This window comes from Clostridium estertheticum, from assembly GCF_011065935.2.
In the GTDB taxonomy this organism is placed as follows: Bacteria; Bacillota; Clostridia; order Clostridiales; family Clostridiaceae; genus Clostridium_AD; species Clostridium_AD estertheticum_A.
The window spans coordinates 4,438,965-4,460,746 of record NZ_JAAMNH020000001.1 but is presented as its reverse complement, the minus strand read 5'-3'; the positions used below and the strand labels follow the sequence as shown (position 1 = coordinate 4,460,746).

The following is a 21,782-nucleotide window of genomic DNA, read 5'->3' as shown; positions in this document are numbered from 1 at the left end:
TAAAATAAGTTCGTAAGTATAATATAAACTTTGATTGATAATATACAAGTAATTTTTACGGTTTTTGATATTATTACTCTTAACAAGAACGTATGTTTAGCACAATGTAACTATATATCTGCTAGGGGTAAGAATAATTGAGTGATGAAGAAAAACTAATATGTTAAAATTAACATGGAAAATACAATAAATGAAAGAATGGAATGAAAGCCTTATATCTTACCCTGATAGTATAAGAGAGCAAATAAATATTGAGGATAAAAATAAATTGATAACTATAGATTTAGATACTGGAAATTAGATGAATACAAAGGACTATGCCAGGAAAATGATTATATTATTGAGGTAATCTATAAACAATAGTAAAAATTTAAAACAATTTTATAAGTTTAAATGTAATTTATGGTAAAATAATAGAGACAGGTAAAAATTTGACTCTATTTTGTTGTTTAAATAATTTTAAGAAGATAATGAGAATTATAATAAATTTTATAAATAAATAATTATATTAATTGGAGTGAAGATTGTGAATTTTAATAATTTAGATGGATATATGTTTGAAGGGCTTATTGTTGATTTATTTAAGAGAATGGGGTTCTCTGTTGAGCAATTCTAAATACAAACATTAAAGAATATAGAGAGAAAGCATTAATGAAGCAAGCTGAACTTGCAAAATTAGTGGAAGTTAGACGAGAAACTATAGTACATTTAGAAAATGGGAGATATAATCCATCCCTAAAATTAGCTATGGATATAGCCAAGGTATTCAATACGACAGTTGAAGAATTATTTAAATTTGTTGATTAATAAATTTAACTTTAGATAATAACAATTCAAAAATAAATCACTATTAGAAGAACTGGAGAAGAGACGTATAATAATTTTTAATATGTTAAAATGAAACTTGATTAATTTTATTAATTACTGCGAAATATTTATAAACTACCTACTAACCTAATGATGAAAACTAAAGCGAATGTAACACAATAGTAATTGAGTTACTTTCACTTTGTGGCTATAGGCCAGATGTACAAATAGTCAAATACTGTTCATTTCACGTCATTTATATCTTTTAAAGCAATATGGATATTATATTATTAATAGTATAATTAAGTAAATATATTGCTTTACAATGGTAAAAAAATGCAACCCATCAGTAATGAATGGAGTAGAAAAGGTTAAATATTTAATTGAAATTGGAAGTAAGCAAGCTTGGCCCAGAATAAGAGTATTAATGACTCTGCTTGCATAAATAGGTTATATGCGTTAAAAGGCGCAATACAGGGAATCCGATGGCATAATCTTTCAAACGAAGTAAAGAATGAGTTGAAAAAATTTTATAATACTTCTAAATAATTTATGGTGAGGGTGAGATTCTATGGATACAAAGTCGAATAAAAATAAAAACGAAATAGTAGCATTCTTATTAGTTACCTTTTCAATTACATTTAGTATGGGTATATTAATGTTTTTTGTTTACAAACATATTGATGCCAGTGGTGTCCAAGCATTTGCATCAGTGCAGATGCTTTATCCCGCATTAGCTGCCATTGGGGTAAAAATTTATTATGATAAAGATAATATCCCCAAGGGATTAATGAGCTTCTTTAAGCTCTATATTATTTACAGTATTTTATCTATCGTTATATTGATTGTTGGAGTTTTTGCTTTTCCAGCTCATGTATCTAATGTTATAGTGATACTCGTAACTATAGTTAGTATATTTGCTTTCTTTATGATAAAGATTAATAAAGATAATTGTTTTGAAAAAATTAGTATGGTTTTTGGAAAGAACTTTAAGAATGTTATATTATTGGGTTTATTGTATATTGGACTTAGATTAATTATAGTTATATTTAGTGGACTTGCTTATAGTAATTTATCTGAAATACTAAAAAAGACTATGCATACAGTCCCTTTACTTATTATTATTGTGCCAATTGGTGTTTTCTCCTCCTTTATATTATTCTTTGGAGAAGAACTGGGATGGAGGGAATACTTACAGCCAAAACTTCAAGTTTTATTCGGTGAAAAACTTGGTGTTATTATATTAGGATTTATATGGGGGATATGGCATTTACCACTTTGTTTTATGCTATACAGTCCATCCACCCCTATTTATTGTGTACTATCTCATATTGGCTATTGTATTTTGATTAGTATTTTCTTTGGATTTGTCTATATGAAAACTAGAAACCTTTGGTCAGTTATAATTATTCATTTAATTAATAACAGTATTTTTATTGATGCCAGTAGTGCCTATGGTAAGCCAATTTCACTAAAGGACTTATTACTAAGTTTAATCTTTTGCACTATTGTATTCCTACCATTTCTATTTACTAAAGAGTATAAGGGGAAGATATCTAGAGAATAATTAAAAAAATTTGTAATATCTTTATTGATTAATCAAAGCTAAATAATATAATAAGCTACTTCAATATATTATTTTAAATAAGTTAGTTCGCATATTTCATAACTGACGACGCAAACAACTGTTAGAATTACTAAAGTAATGGAGTAATTCTGCGTTTTACAAATGTCCTCTCTTAGGATTTATAAAAATATTAAATTTGTATGAAATCAATATTAATAGAAAAGTATTGGAGGAATTAATATAAAACAAGTGTTTTTTGAATATAACATGGAGAAAAATGGTTCCACAGATAGCATACTTAAAAATGGGATAATAATATTAGATGCAAATGCATTATTAAACATATATAGATTTAATAATGATAATAGAGAAAAATATTTTGAAATATTAGATGTCGTAAAAGACAGGCTATTTTTAACATATCAATCAGTACAAGAATTTTATAATAATAGGTTAACAATAATATATAATAAATCTAAGTTTAAAGAAGATTTAAAAAAGAACTGAATATAAAAATTACAGAACTAAGTAATATAGTGAGAGATAATTTCACATCAAAAAATAAAGATTCTTGTAATTTAATAAAGCATGAAATTAATTTAAAGAATAGTGTTATGGATATATTAACGAATACTAAAAAAGAAATAGAAGATAAAATAGATTCATATAATGTTGATATTGACAAAACTTTTATAATTGATGTTGATCCTATTATAGATAAAATATTAGAGATATTTGATGGTAAGATAAATAGTCCATTTAAAAAGCTGATTTAGAGGAAATATATAAGTTAGGGAAAAAGAGATATGAAGTTCAAACACCTCCAGGATATGAGGATAAAAATAAGTCAGTGCCAAATTGTTATGGAGATTTTATTATATGGAAAGAAATGATGAATATTGCAAAAGATAAACAAAAGGATATCTTATTTGTATCAGATGACAGAAAATCTGATTGGTGTGATAAGTTTCACGAATACGATTTAGGACCCAGAAAAGAACTAATTAAGGAATTTTTTGATGAGACTAATCAAAAATTTCACACTATTACTACTCAGAAATTTATAAATTATATTTCAGGTTTACATACCATAGAAGACACTAAAGAGTTAGAGAGAGAGTCAGTTGTAATAGAAAAAGATTTGTTAAATTCGAATTTGGATGATGAGGAATTAAGTAACTTAAATTACTTTTATCCAGCAATTGAAAATGCATTGAAAATAGCAAACAGAGTTAAGTTAAGTCCGGCTATAGTAAATGCATATAAAATAGCAAATAAATTTCAGTTAGATCCAGCTTTAATAAATGCATTAGAAATTATAAATCAGAGTTCTAAACCTGTGGGAAATGAAGTAACGATAATGGTATCTTGGTTTAAACAGCACTACGAAGATCCTGCTAATGGAGTGCCGTATGATGGTAAGGAAGGTGGTTATTTATAACAATATTGCACTACAGTTCAATATTGTTATAAATAATTTTGAAAAAAAGAAACCCTTTGAAGTTTCCTTCAAAGGGCAAAATGTAAAAACTATATTTATTTATATTTTATTTTATTTATTTAAAAATATTTATAATGGTGTATAATTTGTAAAAACAATAATCATATATTAACTGAAAGGAAATGACTATTTATTTACTTGAATACAAATGCATAAATATGCATTTTTTAGTAAAGCTCAAAGTTGTACCAATAAAGGTAAAAGTTGTGTTAGTAAAGGTCAAAGTTGTATGTCTACTGCATTTGGTTGAATTAGTTTGGGGCTAGCTGCACCCCGTAGTTGTTCCGCAATCTAGACAAACCTTGCAAGTACCACTTTTAACAAGTTTAGTACTTGAACAATGAGAGCAGGTTTCAGAGTATAACCTTTCCCCTTTAGGTTTTTCAGTGTTTTCGAAGGAAGATACATTTTCAGTTTCTACTAAGCTAGCTGAAATTTCGTTTTCATCTGGCATTAGCGGATTTTTAGGAATATTAGTGTTTTCATAGCTTTCAGGTTTAATTTGACATCTCGTATAGTCACCTAATTCTATATCAATTATCTTGCTAATTAAATCAGATATAGATGAAACAGACTTAATATAAGGATGTTTTTGTACAAAACCATAAGGTTCGAATTTTTGTCCGCGAAGCATTTTAGAAATATCTTCTGCAGGTACGTGATACTGAAGCATTACTGAAATAGACTTTGAAAGGGAATTGAGAAGTCCAGTAATAATAGTACCTTCTCTATCTGTTGTTATATATATTTCAGAGATCTCTCCATTTGAACGCCTATTTACCGTAGTATAGACTTTTACATCATCAATTTGAGCAGGATGTGTAGTGCCATAACGGATTCCAATTGGCTTTTCTCTTGTAGAATGATTGGATATTTCTTGCTGCTGCTTTGCTTTCTTTAAAAGATCCGAATAGGATAAATCTTCAAGTGATAGTTCTTTATCTTGAGATAAGGTAGTATTTAAAGGCTGACTTGCCTTTGAACCATCTCTATATAAGGCTATACCTTTTACACCTAGTTTCCAAGAATTCAATATAACTTCTTTAAAGTCTTCTATAGAGGCATTTTTAGGTAAATTTACAGTCTTTGATATAGATCCTGATATCATTGGAGTTATTGCTGCCATCATGAGAACATGTCCCATAAATGGAATATATCTTTTTCCACTACCGCATTTGTTTGCTGTATCAAAGATAGGTAAATGTTCAGGTTTTAAATGTGGAGCGCCCTCGATTTTACCATCAATAATTTTTTCGTATTCAAATCCATTTTCCTCAACTTTTTCTTTTCTTAGAATATAATCTAAAATTTCATTTGTTTGGATTTCAGAGTATCCTAAGTTATCTAAGGAAGCTTTAATTACTGGATTAACCATGGTCATATAACCGCCGCCAGATAATTTTTTATAAATGAAATGACTGAAATATGGTTCTATAGATGTTGCACCGCAATCCATGGCAAAGGAAATAGTACCAGTGGGAGCTATAACGGTAACTTGAGCATTTCTAAAACCGTATTTTTCACCACTATTTAATGCTTTTGACCAACAATTTTTTAAGGTTTCGCCCATATATCCTAGAGAGTTTTTATTTAAAAGAGAGTGGTTAACTTTTATAGGCTTATAATTTAAATTTTCAAATTTAGTATCTAGTGCTCCAGCTGCTCTAGCGTGATTTCTTATAACCAGTTGCATATATGGTTTGTTAATTTCATATTTTTCAAAAGGAGCTAGTTCTTTTGCTATTAGGGATGAAACATAATAAGATTGCCCAGTCATTATTCCAGTTAACGTAGAAGCTAAATTTCTAGCATCTTCTGAGTCATAAGCATATCCCATTACCATAAGTAGTGAAGATAAGTTTGCAATCCCAAGTCCTGTGCTTCTAAATAAGTAGGTTTTTCTTGCTATATCTTCCGTAGGAAACTGGCCCCAATGTATGGAAGCTTCAAGAATTAATTGAGTAAGTCCTATTAAATGAACATAACCATCTATATCTAATTTTTTAGTTTTACTATCATAAAATTTATAAATATTAATAGAGGCTAAATTACATGAAGTATCATCTAAAAATGCATATTCTCCACAAGGATTAGTTGAATTAATTCTATTGTGCTTTGCATTAACTTGTCCATCTTCTCCAGCAGGGCAAGTGTGCCATGCATTAAAAGTATCATCAAACTGAGGAGCAGGATCTGCACATAGCCAAGCAGCTTTGTTAAAGGTATCCCATAGTTCGTTGACGTTTATATCTTTATTAACTGAGCTATCAGATCTTCCTTTAAGAGTAATAGTCTGTTTAGGATTTTTTGAAAGTCCATCCACCTTCATCATGAATTCATCTGAGAATCTTATGGAGTTGTTTCCATTTTGACCAGAGACAGTCTCATAAGATTCTCCTTCAAAGCTACCATCATAACCCATTTTAGTAAGAGCACGCACTTTATCTTCTTCTTTAGCTTTCCAAGTCATAAATTCCATTATTTCTGGATGGTCAATATCAAGACATAGCATTTTAGCAGCACGTCTTGTAGTTCCGCCAGATTTTATTGCCCCTGCATTTCTATCAAGGCCTTTTAAAAAACTCATGAGGCCTGAAGAAACTCCACCACTAGATAATTTTTCACCTTTACCTCTTATACTAGAGAAGTTAGTTCCGGTACCTGAACCGCCTTTAAATAATTTAGTTTCTGTTACATACTGCTCAGATATTGAGTGTTTGCCAAGTAATTTATCTTCAATTGAGAGAATGAAGCAAGCTGAAGCTTGGGTTCTTGTATAAGCATCTTCGCTTTTAACAATCTTTTTTTCACTTTCATCATAATAAAAATTATCTAAAGTTCCACCTTTTATTCCATAAGATAGATTAAGTCCAGTATTAAACCATTGAGGAGAATTTGGAGCAAACATTTGATTTAAAAATGCATAAACTAATTCATCATAAATAATGCTTTTTTCCTCCTGGGTTTTAATAATTGTTTCATCAATTAAGGATTCACACCAAAAATTAACAAGCCTATGAGCAACCATTTTCATACTATTCTCATAACCTAGCGTGCCTGGAACACCGGATTTCCTAAAATATTTTGAAGCAATAATATCACAAGAATTTTGTGAGTAATGCTCTGGAAATTCCAAATCCTTCATATCTAAAAGTACTTTGTTAGATTTATGGTCCTTTAAAAAAACATCTACCTTTTTCCACTCAAATAAATCAAAAACCGTAATATTTTTATCTTCTTCTAATGCACCTGTATAAAATCTTTTAAATAAACTTTTTATTTCCGCCATAATTAATACTAGCTTAAAAAAAGCTAGTATGTTCACCTCCGATTATTTTATTGATATTTAAAATTAAATCTAGATTATGTGAAATGTATTTCTACATGCTTGATATTACTAAGCTAGAAGCACTATTAATTGTTTAACTCCATATTATATGATAGAACTGAAACAGCAGCATGGTATACAATATGTAGTGAATACAAACAAATTCATCACTATATATGGTATTATATATTAAAATATTATAAAAATCAATGTATTATATATTAGAATAATATGAAAATTGAATGCTATTATATAATAAAATAGTATATAATTCAACATGAACTATTAACCAAAAATATGACGAATTATAGTTAAAATTATATAATATCGGGTATAATATATATGTATTTATTATTTTAGAAGAGGTGATCGGAAACTTATGATACATCAATTTAATGGACAAATACCTACTGTACACAAGCAATCTTTTGTGGCTATAAGTGCAGATGTTATAGGAAATGTATTTATAGGACAATGCAGTAACATTTGGTTTGGGGCTGTATTAAGAGGGGATATGGATCATATATCTGTAGGTGCTTATTCAAATGTTCAAGACAATTGCACGGTGCATACTAATAAGGATTTTCCAGTGTATATAGGAGATTATGTAACTGTAGGACATAATTCTATAATACATGGTTGTAAAATTTCAAGTAATACTTTAATTGGTATGGGTAGCACTATACTTGATGGGGCTGAAATAGGAGAATATACTATAATCGGTGCTGGTAGCTTAGTCACTCAAGGGAAGAAGATACCTTCTGGTGTTCTTTGCATGGGAGTGCCCGCAAAGATAATTCGAGAACTAACCATAGAAGAAAAACAAGGATTAAAAGAATCCGCGGAGCATTATGTACAACTTTCAATGAAATATATAATAAAATAAAAGTGGATATATGGCGACGGTTAACAACTATTTGAATAATTAAGGTGTTAACTGCCTTTTATTTTTAAAAATAGCTTTTATTTTGATGGTTTTTTCACTACAATAGAAGTAGGGATTTAGAAGGCAGGGAGTTCTTGTTTTTAAGGAGTGAGAAAATGATAAAATTAAATGGAATAGAAAAGATGACAAATGAGCAGAAATATAAATATATGCTTATTGTTTTAGAAGGACAGCTCAGCTCAGAAAAAAATAATTTAGCAAATTTATCAAATGCTGCTGCAATTATTAAAGCAGTTATGGATAGATTAAATTGGGCAGGGTTTTACATACTACGCGAAAATACATTGGTGCTTGGAATGTTCCAGGGCCTTCCAGCGTGTAACAGGATAGAAATAGGTAAAGGTGTATGTGGAGCAGCAGTAGCTACAAAAAAACTTCAGCGTATAGAAAATGTAAATGAATTTCCAGGACACATTGCTTGCGACGCTGCAACAAATTCAGAAATTGTTATACCTATAATAAAAGACGGTGTAGTTTATGGAGTTTTAGATTTAGATAGTCCAGAGCTAGGAAGATTTACAGAGCTTGAAGAAAAATATTTAGTGCAATTTGTTTCTAAACTTAACAAATACATAGATTGGTCAAAAGTTTAAATAAGAGGTAGGAGATTATAAAATGATAAACATAGGAGATTTAAATAATTTAAAAGTAGTAAGGCGTGCAGAATTTGGGTACTATTTAGACGCTGGTACAGGAAACACTAGTGATGACATACTACTTCCAATGAAAAGCACCTTAGGTAGGGCGCTTAATATTGATGATGAGGTTGAAGCCTTTGTATACAGAGATTCAAGTGATAGATTAATTTCAACCTTAAAAAAACCCCTTGCAAAGGTTGGAGATTTAGCTTATCTTAAGGTAATTGACATGACTACAATAGGGAGTTTTGTAGAAATTGGTCTAGAAAGAGATGTATTGGTTCCTTTTAAGGAGGAAAATTACAAATTAGAAACAGGAAGAAAATATCTTTTCTATATATATTTAGATAAGACTGGAAGAATTGCAGCCACTACTTTTGTTGATAAATATTTATATGAGACAGATTCATATAAGATTGATGATGAAGTGGAAGGTACAGTATACGGAATTCAGACTAATGGTACTGTAATGATAGCTATTGATGATATTTATAGAGGGGTTATTCTAAGAAATGAGAATTATATGAATATAACGCCTGGAGATAGATTAAAAGTAAGAGTAAAAAAATATTATGAAGATGGTAAAATGGACTTAACAGTAAGAAAGCCAAGACTAGAAGAAAGAGATGTAGTTGAAGAGCAAATATTAGAATATTTAAATAGCTCTAATGGATCTATGCCATACAATGATAAGAGTTCTCCAGATGATATAAAGAAAGTTTTTAAAACCAGCAAAAACGCCTTTAAAAGAGCATTGGGCGGCCTTATGAAAAGTGATCTAATCCTTCAGGATGAAGAAGGTACTAGATTAAAATAATTTCTTATCTTTCATGTTTTTCAAAAAAGTAAGAGTCTGATGAGTAAATCATCAGACTCTTACTTTTTATACAATTAAATCATAACCTGCGAAGCTATTCATCTTCTTCGAGGTTGCAATATTAAAGACTTCAAAAGGATACTTATTAAGTTAGTTCCTTATAATACGGAGGAGCTACGTTTGAATATTTTTATAAATTCATTTAAGAGCAGTGGCATAAGTGATAGAATAGTAACAAAAACCCAATCCATTAAACTTAGTGAATGAACACTAAAAGCGTTTGCTAGCGCTGGTATTGTTATTACAAAATCTTGTAGTAGGATACCAAGAACTATAGCACCAATTAAATATTTGTTTGAAAATAAACCTATTTGGAATATAGATTTTTTTTCATTTCTCATATTTAGTGAATGAACTAGTTGAGATACACTAAGTACTACAAAGGCCATAGTTTGTGCATGTTTTAATGCATCTTCTGAAAGATTTTTAGGGAATAGTGGGAATAAAGTACTTGTTCCACTATAATATTTTGCACCTATTACAAATGCGGTTAAGGTTAATATACCAATTAGCAATCCATTAAAAAGTAAATTTAAGGATTCACCCTTAAATAAACTATCCTTAGGATTTCGAGGTTTATACTTCATTACATCAGGGTCGCCTGGATCTATACCTAAGGCTAAAGCCGGCAGTGTATCAGTGATTAAGTTAACCCATAATATATGGATAGGTCTAAGTGGCGACGCCCAGCCTAAAAGTATGGCAAGAAACAGAGCTATAATTTCTCCAATATTACAGGATAGAAGGAATATTATAGTTTTCTTGATATTTGTGAAGATGTTTCTTCCCTCTTTTATAGCAGCAACAATAGTTGAAAAGTTATCATCTATTAATATCATATCGGCAGCGCCCTTAGCCACATCAGTACCTGTTATACCCATGGCGACTCCTATGTCTGCCATTTTAAGAGAGGGTGCGTCATTTACCCCGTCACCAGTCATTGATACAATGTTTCCTTTTGCTTTAAGAGCGCGTACAATCTTCACTTTATGTTCTGGGGACACCCTTGCGAATACCCTTATACTTTCAATTCTATTGCTCAGTTCTTCTTCAGACATTTTATCAAGCTCAGTTCCAGATATAACCTCAGAAGAATCATTAGTAATATTTAATTCTTTGGCTATAGCAAAAGCTGTGTTTTGATGGTCGCCAGTTATCATTACAGTCTTTATTCCAGACTTCATGCATAGGGAAATAGAATCCTTAACCTCTAGCCTAGGAGGGTCTATCATACCTACAAGGCCAATAAGTGTTAAATTATTTTCTAATGAATCAATCTCTACATGAGAAGTGGGAAGAATTTTATAAGCGGCACCTAGAACCCTTAGTGCATTGTCAGACATATTATTTGCAGCAGCTAATATTTCACTTTTGATGGTTGGTGTGATTTCTATTATACTGCCTTTAATATATGCCTTTGTGCATAGATTTAATAGATTATCAATAGCACCTTTTGTCATTACATAATATTCATTATCATATTTATTTACAGTAGTCATTAATTTTCTATCTGAATCAAAAGGAATCTCGTCAATTCTTTTATGGTTTTTTTCTAATTCGTCTTTAAATATGCTATAGTTTACCCCAGCTTGCAATAGAGCAATTTCTGTGGGGTCGCCAGTCTTTGAATTTTCTGAGTAAGTGGCATCGTTGCATAAAACAAGATTTTCTAGTAAGAGCTTATGCTCATTATGATTAATGTTTAAACTGTCTATAGCTCCTAAGTGACCATCAGCATAGAATTTTGTTACCGTCATTTTATTTTGAGTTAAAGTTCCTGTCTTGTCTGAACAAATAATATTTACTGAACCTAAAGTTTCAACAGCAGGCAATTTCCGTACAATAGCATTTTCCTTTATCATCTTTTGAACTCCCATAGCAAGAACTATGGTTACTATAGCAGGAAGACCTTCAGGAATAGCGGCAACAGCTAAACTTATAGAAACGAGTAGCATTTCAAAAAGATCTCTCTTTTGAAGAACACCAACTATAAACATGAGAGCACATATGAATAGAGCTCCTATTCCCAGGTACTTACCAAGTTGTGCTAGTTTCTTTTGAAGGGGAGTCTCCTCATCTACTTTTTCATCAAGCATCTTAGCAATTTTACCTATTTGAGTATCCATTCCAGTAGATACAGCTATGCCCACACCTCTACCATAGGTTGCAAGGGTAGACATGAAGAGCATGTTTTTTTGATCGCCCAGAGGTATATCCTCGCCTGTTAAGACTAGAGAAGCATCTTTATCCACGGGCACAGATTCTCCTGTAAGTGTAGATTCTTCTATTTTTAAATTTGCAGCTTCAATAAGTCTTAGATCGCAGGGCACATATCTTCCAGCATCAATAATAATAATATCTCCAGGTACAACTTCTTCTGATGGGATTTCTTTTAACTGCCCATCTCTTTTAACTACAGCCTTAGGCGTAGATAATTTTTTTAGTGCATCAAGAGCCTTTTCTGCTTTAGACTCTTGAATAATTCCTACTGTAGCATTAATAATAATTACAATAGCAATTATTATTGCATCACTTGTTTCACCAAGGAGGGCGGAAATCACAGCAGCTGCAAGTAAAATATAAATTAAAATATCATTTAATTGAGCAAAAAACATTGCTATTAGAGTTTTAGGTTTTTTAGTTGTTAATTGGTTTAGTCCAAATTTTTCTACATTTAGTTCACTTTGCTTTTGAGAAAGTCCTGTTATTGGATTCGTATCTAATTCTTTTAAAACTTCCTCAATAGTTTTGTTGAAAAACATTAATATCACCTCGACTTTTAGTATTTGTAATTATATCTGAATTTATTTAAAATAAGAAAATTGTTATATTATAATATAAAATGTAAGTATATTGAAAACGAAGAAAATGATTAGAAATAGTTTCAGATAGGTATTAAACCATAAAAACCAATACCCAATACCCCTGAAATTATTATTATTAAAATTGGATGAATTTTATTTGTAAGAAGAAGTCCCAAAATTATGAATCCAATTATTACACTTTTAATGTCCTTATAAGATTCTTTTCCAAGGGACAAGAATACAGAAACTATAAGACCAATTAGCGCAGGCCTCATTCCTGCTAGTGCAGCCTTCATTATGTAGGACTCTTTAAATTTAACAATATAGTGATTAGCTATGGAAACTAAGAGAAATGAAAAGGATACTACACCTAGGGTTGCAGCAATACTACCTAATATACCAGAAACCTTGAAACCTACAAAAGTAGCTGAATTTATGGCTATAGGTCCAGGAGTCATTTGTGATATACCAATAATGTCAATAAACTCTTTATAAGTAATCCAATTATGGCTATTTACAATTTCTCTTTGGATAAGTGGAAGCATGGCATAGCCTCCACCAAAGCTAAAGGCACCTATTTTTAAGAAGGATAAGAAAATTTGAATTAGATTAGACATTTATTTCACCTTCTTTCCGAGAAATATAACCCCGTATAATCCAGATAAAAGTATTACTATGACAGGGTGTACATTTAAGAATAATATGCTTGCCATGGAAACTAAAATTATAACAAGATTTGCATAGCTTTTCTTTAAAGATTTGGATAAGCTTACAACAGCTATGAGTATAAGCATTGGTACTGCAGCAGAGATGCCTTTGAAAACTAAATCCACATAATAATAATCTCTAAATTTCATAAAAAAAACTGCAATCAATAGTATTATAAAAAATGAGGGTAAAACAACTCCTAGAAGTCCGATGATTGCTCCAAGCAGTCCGCTAATTCTATAGCCTATAAATATACTACTATTAACAGCTAAGGCTCCAGGAAAAGTCTGCGAAATAACAATTATATCTAAGAAATCTTCTTTAGATAGCCACTTTTTTTTATTGACGACTTCCATCTCAATCAGTGGTATCATGGCATAACCTCCACCAAAGGTAAAAGCTCCTATTTTAAAAAAAGTCCAAAACATAATTAGTAATCTTTTCATTTGTTTCACCCCTAAGAATTTTAATTTATAGTTATATAGCTAGAAATAGTGTTTTTTAGCTTTAATTAAAAACAAAAACCTATATCTATAATCTATATTATTTACCATATTATTATACTAATATAAAAAAAAATTGGCAAATTTACAGTAAAAGAATTTTCTATTGTGTATATTTTTTTTTGGAAAATCCGATATAATGTATATAATGATGTAAAAACATTTATAACAATTGATTTGCATAAACTAGGGGGTGAAGAAATTGGAAATATCAAGAGCTAGAAGAAATTCAACTATTACTTCAGACAAGAAAACCGTATCTAGTAAAAAAGATTTTTCTCAAAATTTTAGCTTTGCTAGGCAACAAAAATCAGAGGAACAATTGAAGGACATGATGGAGGACATAAAAAAGAAAGGAAATAGATTGTGTATTACAAAATGTTTCGCAGATGTGAGAGCATATAAAAATTTAATTAGAGAATACTTAGACTCTGTTTTAAAACATATGTACGAGGTTAAAAAGGATATTAGCTTTTGGCAAACACAGTATTTTATAACGGTGGATACTGTGGATGTCAAACTAGAGGAACTAACACAAATGTTACTGAGCCAAGAAAAAGAAAACCTTGACGTAGCTAATACCATTGATGAAATTGCAGGACTTATTGTAGATATTTATAAATAAAAAAGAAAAAAGTATATATTACTATTAATGTATTCACTTTGTAAGAAGTTCTAAAGCGAAGTGAATGCATTATACGTAATATATACTTTTTTTGCGCATAAAAATATTTGTTAGCAAACCTGGTAAGGAGCGTTTAAAGCCCCTTATATAATATAATGTATATTTTTATTATTTTTGAAGGAAGGAATTAAAACTAGCATCAGATGGCATTCGAAGATCTCCTCTTGGAGATACACTTATAGTTCCTACTTTAGGACCATCTGGCAAGGCTGAACGTTTAAATTGTTGTGTAAAGAATCTTTTTATAAATTTATCTAACCATTTGATGATTACCTCTTCGCTATAATCTTCTTTGAAGGCCTCTTTTGCTAAGAATAATATTTTACTAGGAGAAGCTCCTTGTTTCATAAAATAGTAAAGGAAAAAGTCATGTAGTTCATAGGGTCCTACTATGTCTTCAGTCTTTTGAGCAATTTCACCATTCGCATCACTAGGTAGAAGTTCTGGACTTACAGGAGTGTCAAGTATATCTAAAAGTATATCTGTAACTTCCACTGAGGCTTCTTTATCTGCTACATACTTAACTAAGTATCGAACCAGTGTCTTAGGAATTGAGCAGTTAACAGAATACATAGACATATGATCTCCATTATATGTGCACCAACCTAAAGCCAGTTCAGATAAATCTCCTGTTCCTATTAATAGTCCACCATCTTTATTAGCAACATCCATAAGAATTTGAGTTCTTTCTCTTGCTTGAACATTTTCATAAGTTACATCATGTTTTTCTATTGGATGATTTATGTCTTTGAAATGTTGCAAACAAGCATCTACTATATTAATTTCTCTAAACTCTGTACCTAAATGTTTACATAGGTTTATGGCATTCAGATAGGTTCTATCTGTAGTTCCGAAACCAGGCATAGTAATAGTAATAATATTTTTTCTTGGCAGCTTTAACATATCAAAGGTTTTAGCTATAACTAGTAGTGCAAGAGTTGAATCAAGTCCGCCTGAAATCCCAACTATAGCTTTATTAAGTCCAGTATAAGAGAATCTTTTAGCAAGAGCCGAGGACTGGATATTAAATATTTCCTTGCAACGTATTTCACGCAGGTATTGATTAGAAGGAACAAAAGGATGCTTATCGATAGTTCTATCAAAAACCCCGAATTCTGTGCTTGAAAATTCAAAAGGAATTTCGCAAACGTCAAAAGGGCATATGGAAGTACTATTTCTAAAACTGATATTTTTTAACCTTTCACTATTTAACTTATCTATATCTATAATAGAAGTAACAATTTCATTTTCTCTTTGAAATCTATTATTTTCTTTTAGTAAAATGCCATTTTCGCTAATTAATAGATGTCCACTGAAAAGCAAATCTGTGGAGGATTCAAAAACACCAGAGGATGCATATAAATAAGAACACATACATCTTGCGCTCTGAGATGAAACTAAGGATTTTCTGTAATCAGCTTTGCTAACGAGTTCATTAGATGCAGATAAATTAGCAATTATATTTGCACCTTGAAGTGCTAAATAGCTGCTTGGAGGAATGGTTACCCAAAGATCCTCACAAACTTCAAAACCAAATTTAATATTATTACTGGTAAACAATAAATTTGTTCCAAAGGGGATGCCTTTTGCAAAAGAAAGATTTACAATTTTGTTTATAACGCCAAGACCCTCAGTAAACCATCTTTTTTCATAAAACTCAGAGTAGTTAGGAATATAGCTTTTTGGTACTATTCCTAAAATGGTACCTTTAAATATTACATAAGCACAATTATATAGACAATTATTAAAATGTAGTGGAGACCCTACAGCAATCAGTATATCTTTGTTTTTAGAAAATTCACACAGAGATTCAATTGCACTTTCAGCCTTTTTAAGTAGCTCCTGTTGTAAAAATAAATCTGCGCAGGTGTAAGCTGTTATGCAAAGTTCTGGGAAAACTATGAATTTTGATTTTTCTTTTAAAGCCTCTCCGATGCAACTTTTTATGTTAATTAAGTTAAATTCTATATCTGCCACATTTACCACAGGGCAAGCAGCAGAAACCTTAATAAAAGAAGTATTCAAACTAGTTCACGACCTTTCTTTGGTTTTTCAAATATAGTATTTGTAAAATTGACTTTATATAACCAATGTTCACTAAAATTATATCATTATCTTAGATTCATTAGTAGGGACGGTTAACAATTATTTTACCTTAGGTTAAATAATTGTTAACCGTCCCCAAACTATTTTATATTTTATTGTGAAATTATTCTGATATTTTATTAAAAGCTTAAATTAATGAGATAATGAATGCAAACCTGTGATAAAACTATACAATAGCGTTTATAGGGTATTAAATAACCCATAGTGTACTAAAACTAAACTTTATTATGTATAAAAAATAATATATAATAGTATATTAATATATTAATACCACATAAAGTTTTTGGTGTAATATTATTACAGAAAATGGTGTCATAAAGTGCACAAAAGGGATATAATTAAATAAGGATTAGTAATGTCCTAATGTTTAAAATAAATTGATATGCGAAAGGGGGAGTACAACATGGAATGGGAGTCAATGGTGATTTGGGTAGTTATAGCATTAGGGGCACTAGCTATTGATATTGTAACGAGTAGTTTTATGTTTGTTTGGTTTGCTATAGGTGCAGTTGCAGCAATAATTTCAATAGCCTTTAATGCACCAGTAGTTGTTCAAGCCATTATTTTTGTAGCAGTTAGTGCAGTGTTTATGGCTGTCGGATATCCAATAGTCAAGAGAACTATAAAGAAAACTGTAAGCAGAACACCAACTATGGAAGAAGCGTATATAGGTACTGAATTTACAATAACAAAAGATATTGATATAAAAGCAAGTATTAAATTCCAAGGAATTTATTGGACTGTAAAAAACGTAGGTAAGCCTTTAACAAAAGGGGACTTAGTTCAAATTATTGGTATCGAAGGAAATAAGTTATTAATAGCTAAGGTATAACTTGTACTAAAATTTAAGGAGGAATTTGTAATGAATGTTGGATCATTTATAGGTTTATTTATATTGTTAATAATAATTATTGCGATTTTATCATCTATTAAAATTGTTAACACTGGATCAGTTGTTTTAGTAGAGAGGTTCGGTCAGTTTCATAGGATTTTAGAGCCAGGCTGGCATTTAACAATTGTTTTTGCAGATTTTGTTCGAAGAAGGATTTCTACTAAGCAACAAATATTAGACATACAACCACAGAATGTTATAACTAAGGATAATGTTAATATATCAATTGATAATGTTATATTCTATAAGGTTGTTAACTCAAGGGATGCGGTATACAATATTGAAGATTATAAATCGGGTATTGTGTACTCAACTATTACTAATATGAGAAATATTTGTGGAGATATGACTTTAGATGAAGTATTATCAGGAAGAGATAGAATAAATTTAAAACTTCTTGAAATAATCGATGAAATTACAGATGCTTATGGTATAAAAATATTATCGGTAGAAATAAAAAATATAATTCCACCAACTGAAATTCAACAGGCTATGGAAAAACAAATGAGAGCAGAGAGAGATAAGAGAGCATTTATCCTTACCGCAGAAGGTGAAAAACAAAGTCAAATTGAAAGAGCAGAAGGACATAAACAAGCTCAAATATTAAATGCTGAGGCTGAAAAAGAAGCAAATATTAGACGTGCAGAAGGAATGAAAGAATCACAACTTCTTGAAGCTGAAGGTAAGGCCAAAGCTATATCAGAAATTGCATTCGCAGAGGCAGATGCAATAAGAAGAATAAATTCAGCTATTATAGAGTCAGGTACAAACGAAACAGTAATAGCATTAAAACAAATTGAGGCTCTTAAAGAAATGGCTAAGAATCCTGCTAATAAACTTATACTTCCACTTGAAACATTATCAAGTTTAGGTAGTATATCAGCTATAGCTGAAATGTTGAAAATGACTAAGAACGTTGAAAATAAAACAATAGAAAATAAAACAGTAGAAAATAAAACAATGGGAAATATATCAATGGACAAGAAATTAATATAAAAAGAAACCACATAAAAAGAAAGCCTGAGAAATCAGGCTTTCTTTTTATGTGGTTTTTTGACTTTTTTCTGAACTGAATAACCAAATTTACCTAAAGGTTTAGAATTAACGCTAAAATATTCACCATGAGAATAAGTAATAAGATCTGCACTTTCAAAATGGATTTTTCCATTAAAATCTATTAAGCTATTATCTACATGGGTATTTACAATTTCAGCTAAAAATAAATGGTGGGTACCTAAAGGGGTAATGCTTTTAACCTTGCATTCTAGAGATATTGGGCATTCAGAAATTAAAGGTGCTGTGACATCCACACTGTCTTCAATAAGAAAGTTCATTTCTTTAATTTTATCTATTTGCCGTCCTGAGCGTACTCCGCAAAAGTCAACTTGTCTAACCATTTTAGAATTAGGCAAATTTACTACAAAGTCACCACTTTCTTTTATATATTCGTAGGAAAGCCTTTCAGGCCTTATGGCTACAGTTATCATTGGAGGTTTAGTACAAGCCGTTCCTATCCAAGCTACCGTAAAAACATTTACGCTGTCCTCTTTATTTTTTGAGGTAATTAATACTACAGGAACAGGATTTAGCATTGCACTGCCTTTAAAAATAGTCTTTGTCATATATTTTCACTCCCATGCCTTTTTTTCTATAACATTATCCATTATACAATACCTTAAAAGATTTATAAAGTTGCAAATATAATTGAAAAAAATTTATTTAAATAGAAATAAATGTAATTTATATGTAACTAAATTAAATTTGTAATCGTCTATAATATATATATATGAATGAGAATAAAATTATACAAAGTATACTTTTCAACTAAAGATAGATTTATATATAAAATAATAAAATATTATATTGAAAGGTAGGAATTATCATGAACAGGAAAAAAATGTTTTCAATACTATTAGCATCAGCATTAATCTTTACTAGTACAACTTCAACTTTTGCAAAAACAATGACAAATGCTCCAACACAAGTTACACCCATCATAACCACAAACACAACCACCGGGACTGCAATTACAACAAATAGTGAAGCTGAGAAGAGTGTTAAAATATCAAAGGAAAAAGCAAAAGAAATTGCAAAGGGAATGATGAAAACTTATTTTAATACAGAAATAGATGAGAGTAAATTAACACAAACAAGTAACTTTAATACATCAAATTACAATGGGAAGCAGAGTAGCTCCTGGAATATTAATTGGCAAATGAATAATATGGCAAAAACTATTAGCATTAATGTTACCTTAAATGCAGAAACTGGTGAAGTTACTCAAGCAAATAATTATGAACGTAACGCAAATGAAGAAAATACGGTTCCAACAATAACAATTATGCAAGCAGAAAAAATTAGTGATGATTTTGTTAAAAAAATTCAACCAAATAAATACGATGAATTAAATAAAAGAAATTATAATAATTTAGGAAATTATGGATCACCTAATTATAATTTTAACTATGTAAATAAAGTTAATGGTATAGAATTTGATGGTAATAATATAAATATAGAAGTTGATGGGGTATCTGGGAAGGTAGTTTCTTACAATAATAATTGGAATACAGATTTAAAATTTCCAGAGATTAAAGCCATAGTAGATTCCAAAACTGCTGTTGAAGCTTTTAAAAGTGGAGCAAAAATGACTTTGAAATTCATGGCTTTTACACAAAATTATAAGTATTATGAAAATAAAAGAAATATAAAAGTAGTATACGTGCCAGAATTCAGTAAAGGAAATATGTTAGATGCTAAAGATGGCAAGTTTATTGATCCATTTAATAATGCTAGCGGTCCTGTAATAAAAGATTTAAATGAAAAAGAAAAAACTTTATTTTATAATAGTGCAAAAGTGGTAACACCTAGAGATAAGGCAATAGAAGAAGAGGAAGCAGGAACTATAATAAAAAGTTTCATAAATAAGATCTATGGTGAGGGTTATGTAATTCAAGGGTTAGGATATCAAGAATATCCTGAAAACTTTGGCAGTTCAACTAATAAAACTTGGAGTGCATCTTTCAGTAAAGGGGATGCAGGAAAATACAACGAAAGTGGGAATGTATCAATAGATGCTTTAACTGGAGAAATAGCAAATTGTTATAAATATTCTAATGAGGATTATAATGGAGGTGGAAAATTCGTTGCTAAATTATCCTGGGAACAGGCATATGCTAAGGCTATAGAGGCAGTTGCAAAGTATTATCCCGATAAAGTAAAACAATTAAAAACAGAGCAACTTCATTATAGTTATAATGGTTATGATAAAATGGGGGAAAGAAATTATTATTTTAACTTTGCTAGATTAGAAAATGGCATAGAATTTAATGAAAACACTATAAATGTTGGGTTTAGCGCTGTAACTGGCGAAATGAATAGTTTAAATTCTAATTGGGATAAGAATATTAAATTTCCAGATACTAAAAATGCGATAAGTGTGCAAAATGCAAGTGAAATAATGTTTAGTAAGTATAAACCAGTCCTGGTTTATACTCAAATAAATAAAAGTGATAATCCAGAAAAACCAGAATTAGAAATGAAACTCGCTTATAAACTTGGCGATGCTAGTGGGATGTATGATTATACAAGTATTGATGCTCTTACGGGTAAGTTTATAAATTATAATGGTGAAATTATTGACCAAAATATAGAATTGTTTAAAGAGAAAATCAAAGGTAGTAAGGCAGAAAAAGAATTAAGCATTTTAGCATCTAAAGGATTAATAGAAACTGGTGATTTTAAATTAGATAAAAAAGTTACCCAAATTGACTTAATCAAAATGTTAGTAAATGCAAGAGGATATACACCATATATGGCAGAAAAAACTGCAGATTTAAAGTTCTCAAACATTGCAAAATCTGATGTAAACTATAAATACCTTCAAATGGCTGTATCCTATGGAATTATGGAAAACTCAGATGGGGAATTTATAGGAGACAAATTAGTTACTAGAGAGGAGCTAGCTAAAACCTTAGTTAAATTTACTAATTATAGCAAATTGGCTGAGCACAGTGATTTGTTTAAAATTAATTATAAAGATATAGCTCAAATAAGTAAGGGTAATTTAGGATATGTTGCTATTGCAGAGGCTTTTGGTTTTATAAAAATAGAAAACAATGAATTTAAGCCAAAGGACAATACAACAATGGAACAATTGGCTGTAGGTGTATATAATGCACTTAATAATGTAAGAAATACACAATATTAATGGGAAGATAGGGAATTCCTCCTACGTGCCTTACAATAGAACTCCAAACTAGAAATTTGATTAAGCGTTTTTTCTTATATTATGCTATAACGAAAAGTATATATTGCTGGAAATGCTCTCACTTCGTCAAGTAATTCTAAAATTTATTTTATTTACAGTTGCTAAAAAATGCAAATAAAATAAATTGTGAATTACTAAGGCTTGTTCGAATGC

The 21,782-nt window shown here is 30.2% G+C and carries 20 protein-coding genes; 14 read left to right on the top strand and 6 right to left on the bottom strand.

Features of this window, described 5'->3' with window-relative positions; translation table 11 throughout:
* Positions 1-526: 526 nt before the first annotated feature.
* From G9F72_RS21250 to G9F72_RS21220, 7 genes are all read left to right on the top strand, one after another.
* A complete protein-coding gene (locus tag G9F72_RS21250) occupies positions 527-616 on the top strand; it encodes a restriction endonuclease (protein WP_164957588.1) in 90 nt (29 codons plus the stop codon).
* Positions 610-807: a helix-turn-helix transcriptional regulator gene (locus G9F72_RS21245; RefSeq protein ID WP_224676313.1), complete on the top strand. Its 198-nt coding sequence runs from the start codon at positions 610-612 to the stop codon at positions 805-807. The genes G9F72_RS21250 and G9F72_RS21245 overlap by 7 nt, the downstream gene beginning before the upstream one ends.
* A 405-nt stretch (positions 808-1,212) precedes the next feature.
* Positions 1,213-1,356: a TfoX/Sxy family DNA transformation protein gene (locus G9F72_RS21240; protein WP_224676205.1), complete on the top strand. Its 144-nt coding sequence runs from the start codon at positions 1,213-1,215 to the stop codon at positions 1,354-1,356.
* A 22-nt stretch (positions 1,357-1,378) separates the two neighbouring features.
* Positions 1,379-2,374 (top strand): CPBP family intramembrane glutamic endopeptidase, encoded by a 996-nt coding sequence (locus tag G9F72_RS21235; protein ID WP_164957590.1) that lies wholly within the window; start codon positions 1,379-1,381, stop codon positions 2,372-2,374.
* Positions 2,375-2,641: 267 nt separating this feature from the next.
* Positions 2,642-2,881, top strand: a complete 240-nt coding sequence (locus tag G9F72_RS21230) for a PIN-like domain-containing protein (RefSeq protein ID WP_224676204.1) — start codon at positions 2,642-2,644, stop codon at positions 2,879-2,881.
* A gap of 29 nt (positions 2,882-2,910) precedes the next feature.
* Positions 2,911-3,150, top strand: coding sequence for a hypothetical protein (locus G9F72_RS21225; RefSeq protein WP_164957592.1), 240 nt, complete (start codon positions 2,911-2,913; stop codon positions 3,148-3,150).
* A 5-nt stretch (positions 3,151-3,155) separates the two neighbouring features.
* Positions 3,156-3,815 (top strand): PIN-like domain-containing protein, encoded by a 660-nt coding sequence (locus G9F72_RS21220; protein ID WP_164957789.1) that lies wholly within the window; start codon positions 3,156-3,158, stop codon positions 3,813-3,815.
* Positions 3,816-4,137: 322 nt separating this feature from the next.
* Here the strand turns inward: G9F72_RS21220 and G9F72_RS21215 are convergent, their stop codons facing one another.
* Positions 4,138-7,164 (bottom strand): vitamin B12-dependent ribonucleotide reductase, encoded by a 3,027-nt coding sequence (locus tag G9F72_RS21215; protein ID WP_164957593.1) that lies wholly within the window; start codon positions 7,162-7,164, stop codon positions 4,138-4,140.
* Between the two features lie 418 nt (positions 7,165-7,582).
* Here G9F72_RS21215 and G9F72_RS21210 point away from each other — a divergent pair, with 418 nt between their 5' ends.
* The 3 genes from G9F72_RS21210 (at position 7,583) to G9F72_RS21200 (ending at position 9,604) form a co-directional block, all read left to right on the top strand.
* Complete coding sequence (locus G9F72_RS21210) at positions 7,583-8,089, top strand: gamma carbonic anhydrase family protein (protein ID WP_164957594.1); 507 nt, start codon at positions 7,583-7,585, stop codon at positions 8,087-8,089.
* A gap of 155 nt (positions 8,090-8,244) precedes the next feature.
* Positions 8,245-8,742, top strand: coding sequence for a GAF domain-containing protein (locus G9F72_RS21205; RefSeq protein WP_164957595.1), 498 nt, complete (start codon positions 8,245-8,247; stop codon positions 8,740-8,742).
* Between the two features lie 22 nt (positions 8,743-8,764).
* Entirely contained in the window at positions 8,765-9,604 is an 840-nt protein-coding gene (locus tag G9F72_RS21200) for a S1 RNA-binding domain-containing protein (RefSeq protein WP_164957596.1), read from the top strand.
* A 158-nt stretch (positions 9,605-9,762) separates the two neighbouring features.
* Here the strand turns inward: G9F72_RS21200 and G9F72_RS21195 are convergent, their stop codons facing one another.
* From G9F72_RS21195 to G9F72_RS21185, 3 genes are all read right to left on the bottom strand, one after another.
* Positions 9,763-12,426 (bottom strand): cation-translocating P-type ATPase, encoded by a 2,664-nt coding sequence (locus G9F72_RS21195; RefSeq protein WP_164957597.1) that lies wholly within the window; start codon positions 12,424-12,426, stop codon positions 9,763-9,765.
* Between the two features lie 122 nt (positions 12,427-12,548).
* A complete protein-coding gene (locus tag G9F72_RS21190; protein WP_164957598.1) occupies positions 12,549-13,085 on the bottom strand; it encodes a chromate transporter in 537 nt (178 codons plus the stop codon).
* The gene (locus G9F72_RS21185) at positions 13,086-13,622 is read right to left on the bottom strand and encodes a chromate transporter (RefSeq protein WP_164957599.1); all 537 of its coding nucleotides are present in this window, start codon (positions 13,620-13,622) and stop codon (positions 13,086-13,088) included.
* A 259-nt stretch (positions 13,623-13,881) separates the two neighbouring features.
* On the opposite strand from G9F72_RS21185, the gene G9F72_RS21180 reads away from it, so the two are divergent.
* Complete coding sequence (locus tag G9F72_RS21180) at positions 13,882-14,304, top strand: YaaR family protein (RefSeq protein ID WP_164957600.1); 423 nt, start codon at positions 13,882-13,884, stop codon at positions 14,302-14,304.
* 168 nt (positions 14,305-14,472) lie between these two features.
* On the opposite strand, the gene G9F72_RS21175 is transcribed toward G9F72_RS21180, so the two are convergent.
* Positions 14,473-16,389, bottom strand: coding sequence for an NAD(+) synthase (locus G9F72_RS21175; protein WP_164957601.1), 1,917 nt, complete (start codon positions 16,387-16,389; stop codon positions 14,473-14,475).
* Positions 16,390-16,873: 484 nt separating this feature from the next.
* Here G9F72_RS21175 and G9F72_RS21170 point away from each other — a divergent pair, with 484 nt between their 5' ends.
* On the top strand, positions 16,874-17,302 hold the full coding sequence (locus tag G9F72_RS21170) for an NfeD family protein (RefSeq protein WP_164957602.1): 429 nt from the start codon (positions 16,874-16,876) through the stop codon (positions 17,300-17,302).
* Between the two features lie 30 nt (positions 17,303-17,332).
* On the top strand, positions 17,333-18,358 hold the full coding sequence (locus G9F72_RS21165; RefSeq protein ID WP_164957603.1) for an SPFH domain-containing protein: 1,026 nt from the start codon (positions 17,333-17,335) through the stop codon (positions 18,356-18,358).
* Positions 18,359-18,390: 32 nt separating this feature from the next.
* On the opposite strand, the gene G9F72_RS21160 is transcribed toward G9F72_RS21165, so the two are convergent.
* On the bottom strand, positions 18,391-18,984 hold the full coding sequence (locus G9F72_RS21160; RefSeq protein ID WP_164957604.1) for a flavin reductase family protein: 594 nt from the start codon (positions 18,982-18,984) through the stop codon (positions 18,391-18,393).
* Between the two features lie 260 nt (positions 18,985-19,244).
* On the opposite strand from G9F72_RS21160, the gene G9F72_RS21155 reads away from it, so the two are divergent.
* A complete protein-coding gene (locus tag G9F72_RS21155; protein WP_164957605.1) occupies positions 19,245-21,569 on the top strand; it encodes a YcdB/YcdC domain-containing protein in 2,325 nt (774 codons plus the stop codon).
* Positions 21,570-21,782 lie beyond the last annotated feature (213 nt).

Coding starts and splice junctions, on each gene's coding strand:
- G9F72_RS21235 (WP_164957590.1), top strand. CDS start 1,379: ATGGATACAAAGTCGAATAAAAATAAAAACGAAATAGTAGCATTCTTA.
- G9F72_RS21230 (WP_224676204.1), top strand. CDS start 2,642: ATGGAGAAAAATGGTTCCACAGATAGCATACTTAAAAATGGGATAATA.
- G9F72_RS21215 (WP_164957593.1), bottom strand. CDS start 7,164: ATGGCGGAAATAAAAAGTTTATTTAAAAGATTTTATACAGGTGCATTA.
- G9F72_RS21210 (WP_164957594.1), top strand. CDS start 7,583: ATGATACATCAATTTAATGGACAAATACCTACTGTACACAAGCAATCT.
- G9F72_RS21205 (WP_164957595.1), top strand. CDS start 8,245: ATGATAAAATTAAATGGAATAGAAAAGATGACAAATGAGCAGAAATAT.
- G9F72_RS21200 (WP_164957596.1), top strand. CDS start 8,765: ATGATAAACATAGGAGATTTAAATAATTTAAAAGTAGTAAGGCGTGCA.
- G9F72_RS21195 (WP_164957597.1), bottom strand. CDS start 12,426: ATGTTTTTCAACAAAACTATTGAGGAAGTTTTAAAAGAATTAGATACG.
- G9F72_RS21190 (WP_164957598.1), bottom strand. CDS start 13,085: ATGTCTAATCTAATTCAAATTTTCTTATCCTTCTTAAAAATAGGTGCC.
- G9F72_RS21185 (WP_164957599.1), bottom strand. CDS start 13,622: ATGAAAAGATTACTAATTATGTTTTGGACTTTTTTTAAAATAGGAGCT.
- G9F72_RS21170 (WP_164957602.1), top strand. CDS start 16,874: ATGGAATGGGAGTCAATGGTGATTTGGGTAGTTATAGCATTAGGGGCA.
- G9F72_RS21165 (WP_164957603.1), top strand. CDS start 17,333: ATGAATGTTGGATCATTTATAGGTTTATTTATATTGTTAATAATAATT.
- G9F72_RS21160 (WP_164957604.1), bottom strand. CDS start 18,984: ATGACAAAGACTATTTTTAAAGGCAGTGCAATGCTAAATCCTGTTCCT.
- G9F72_RS21155 (WP_164957605.1), top strand. CDS start 19,245: ATGAACAGGAAAAAAATGTTTTCAATACTATTAGCATCAGCATTAATC.